The 2,930-nt window shown below is 65.9% G+C and carries 3 protein-coding genes; 1 reads left to right on the plus strand and 2 read right to left on the minus strand.

All coding sequences use genetic code 11. From position 1 onward, the window contains the following. A partial coding sequence (locus tag ACK5M9_RS15285; RefSeq protein WP_416894000.1) for a class I SAM-dependent methyltransferase occupies positions 1 to 914 on the plus strand: 914 nt, incomplete at its 5' end. A gap of 10 nt (positions 915 to 924) precedes the next feature. On the opposite strand, the gene ACK5M9_RS15290 is transcribed toward ACK5M9_RS15285, so the two are convergent. Together ACK5M9_RS15290 and ACK5M9_RS15295 are read right to left on the minus strand one after the other, a co-directional pair. Further along, on the minus strand, positions 925 to 2,370 hold the full coding sequence (locus ACK5M9_RS15290; RefSeq protein WP_416894001.1) for a vWA domain-containing protein: 1,446 nt from the start codon (positions 2,368 to 2,370) through the stop codon (positions 925 to 927). Positions 2,371 to 2,384: 14 nt separating this feature from the next. After that, on the minus strand, positions 2,385 to 2,930 hold a 546-nt coding region (locus ACK5M9_RS15295; protein WP_416894002.1), incomplete at its 5' end, for an AAA family ATPase.

The raw sequence follows: 2,930 nt of genomic DNA on the forward strand, positions 1-2,930 counted from the left end.
ATCTCCAGATGTGCGACAGCACCTTCGCCGCCCTCGGCCGCCAGTTCAACGACGAAGAACTGGCTCACTTACGCGAGGTCCTGCGCAACCAACTAACCGCGGCCTACACCGAATCACAGCGGTCCAACATCGTCATCACCTACAGCACTGACGCCGGGAAGAACCTGCAAGACCAGGTCAACACCCGGTTCTCCACCGTGGCCGAGGTCTACGAAAACTGGGTCGCCACCAGAAAACCTCCGCTGTTCGGCACCGAACCCGACGCCCGCGTGTGGGCACTGGCCAACGAAACGGCCGATCCCAGAAGTTTTCGGATTCTCGAAATAGGGCCGGGACCCGGCCGCAACACGCTTCCACTGGCACGCCGCGGACATCCAATGGAAGTGGTGGAGATAACCCCGAAGTTCGCCGAGATCCTCCAGTCGGAGGCCCACCGGAACGCCCTTGATATACGGGTCATTGTCCGCGACGTTTTCGAGACCACCGCCGATCTGCGCAACGACTACCAGATGATCCTGGTGTCAGAGGTAGTGCCCGACTTCCGGACAACCCAGCAGTTGCGCAGCGTGTTCGAACTCGCCGCACAGTGCCTCGCACCCGGAGGTCAGTTGGTGCTCAACACCTTCGTGTCGCGTCTCGGCTACCAGATCGAGGATGTCGCGCGGGAGTTCGGGCAACAGGCCTACTCGTGCATGTTCTCGCCCGAGGAGACGGCGGCCGCAGCAGCTGGGTTGTCACTGGAGCTGGTCTCCGACGAGTCGGTCTACGACTACGAGCAGGCCCACTTGCCTCCCGGGGCCTGGCCGCAAACCGGCTGGTATGCCAATTGGGCCAGCGGTCTGGACGTATTCCCCGGTAAGCGTGAGGAAAGCCCGATAGAACTGCGCTGGCTGGTGTACCGCAAGACGGCGTGACGCCGCTCAGCTACACCGACAGCAGCTGGTCGATCACCGCGGCCAGTTGCCTGGCCGATCGGCATTCGTGCATGGTTATCACCTCTTGGTACCGCGGCACCGCCGAATCTCCGCTGCCCCAAAGGTGTTTGGGCTCGGGGTTGAGCCAGTGCGCATGCCGGGCGGCGGTCACCATGTCTTCGAGCACATCGCTGGCCGGGTTGCGGTAGTTGGTGCGTCCGTCGCCCAGGATCAGCAGGGAGCTGCGCGGTGACAGCACGTTCGGGTTGCCCTGCATGAACGTGATGAACGCGTTGCCGTAGTCGGAGTGGCCGTCGCGAGCATAAACACCCGCTTCCCGCGTGATGCGCTGAATGGCCACCGCCAGATCGGCTTCCGGGCCGAACATGTGCGTCACCTCGTCGGTGGTGTCGATGAAGGCGAATATCCGGACCCGGGAGAACTGTTGCCGCAGAGCGTGTACCAGCAGCAGGGTGAAGTGGCTGAATCCGGCGACCGAGCCCGACACGTCGCACAGCACCACCAGTTCCGGACGCGCTGGCCTCGGTTTCTTCAGCACCACATCGATGGGCACCCCGCCGGTGGACATCGACTTGCGCAGCGTCTTACGCAGGTCGATCGATCCGGCCCGCGCCCGGCGCCGTCGCGCGGCCAACCGGGTGGCCAGGGTGCGGGCCAGCGGGGCGACCACACGGCGCATCTGGCGCAACTGATCACCGGACGCGCGCAGGAACTCGACGTTCTCGGAAAGCTGCGGGATACCGTAGGTCTGGACGTGTTCGCGGCCCAGCTGTTCGGCGGTGCGCCGCTTGGTCTCGACATCCACCAACTTGCGGATCTGGGTAATACGCTGGGCGGCAAGCGCTTTGGCGATCTGTTGCTGGCTGGGCGTCGGCTCGCCGCCATAAGGTGCCAGCAATCCGGCGAGCAGTTTGCCCTCCAGCTCGTCCAGGGCCATCGCCTTGAGTGCCTGGTAGGACGAGAACGACGGCCCGCGGCTGGAGTTGTACTTGCCGTAGGCCTCCACGATCCTCGCGATCATCTGCACCAGTCGATCGTCGAGGCCGGCGAGGTCCGGGTTGTCGGTGAGCAGGTCCAGTAGCAGCTGCCGCATCGCCTCGACGTCGTCGGCCGGCAGCGAGTCGTCAACCCCGCCGTCCCCTCCCCCGTCCGCCAGCACCGTGCGCGCACCCAGCGCGGCGGGGAACCACAGGTCGAACAGGGCGTCGTAGGTGTCCCGGTGATCCGGCCGGCGCAGCACCGCACACGCCAGGCCCTCGCGCAGCACCGCGCGGTCGTCCAGGCCCAGGGTTGCCATCACCCGACCGGCGTCCACCGTTTCCGACGGGCCGACGGAAATCCCGCTGGCCCGCAGCGCCTCCACGAAGCCCACCAGGTGACCGGGCAACCCGTGCGGGGCGAGCGGGCGGGAGGGGCGGATACGCCGGGTGACCATGGTGCTTGAAGCCTCTAATTCAGCCTGAGTTCGCCGGTCGCGCGCTGCTGGTCGGACTGGTGTTTGAGGACCACACCGAGGGTGGCGGCGACGACGGCGTCGTCGATGGTGTCCATGCCCAGCGCGAGCAGTGTGCGCGCCCAGTCGATGGTCTCGGCGATCGACGGCACCTTCTTCAGTTGCATGCCGCGCAGCACCCCGATGATGCGCACCAGCTCTTCGGCGAGGTGTTCGGGCAGTTGCGGGACGCGCGACAGCAGGATGCGGCGCTCCAGCTCCGGTGTCGGGAAGTCGATGTGCAGGAACAGACACCGTCGTTTGAGTGCCTCGGACAGTTCGCGGGTGGCATTGGAGGTCAATACCACCAGCGGCTTGCGGGTCGCGGTGATGGTGCCGAGTTCGGGCACCGTCACCGCAAAGTCGGACAGCACCTCCAATAGCAGGCCCTCGATCTCGATGTCGGCCTGGTCGGTCTCGTCGATCAGCAGCACGGTCGGGGCGGTGCGCCGGATCGCGGGCCGCAGGGGGCGCTGCAGCAGGAACTCCGCGCTGACCACGTC

The sequence above is a fragment of the Mycobacterium sp. genome (assembly GCF_047975165.1).
Classification (GTDB): domain Bacteria; phylum Actinomycetota; class Actinomycetes; order Mycobacteriales; family Mycobacteriaceae; genus Mycobacterium.